Raw genomic sequence first — 271 nt, forward strand, 5'->3', positions numbered from 1 at the left:
TTCCGCTTGCGCCCACTTCATGTCCGACTCCAACAGCAAGCCTCCAGCGCGAGGGCCGAATTCGACGCCAGCTTCAGCTGCTTGCCGTTGCAGCTCTCGCTCTGCACCGCACCAGTAATCGAAGAACACGCAGAGCGGCAAGTGTTTGAACAGAAACAGCAAGTCCACCGCGTCCTTGGGACTTTCAGCAAACGGAACGGTCTTGAACATATACAGCACCAAATGGCGACACACGGCGTCCACGGTACCGCCAGTACGCCCGAGAAACTGC

Annotated in this window: 1 protein-coding gene; it reads right to left on the reverse strand. The window is 57.9% G+C overall.

What is annotated here, in order from left to right; all coding sequences use genetic code 11:
- A partial coding sequence (locus RMT89_RS43175; RefSeq protein ID WP_315889225.1) for a hypothetical protein occupies nucleotides 1–210 on the reverse strand: 210 nt, incomplete at its 3' end.
- Nucleotides 211–271 lie beyond the last annotated feature (61 nt).

This window comes from Streptomyces sp. P17 (assembly GCF_032436805.1).
GTDB lineage: Bacteria > Actinomycetota > Actinomycetes > Streptomycetales > Streptomycetaceae > Streptomyces.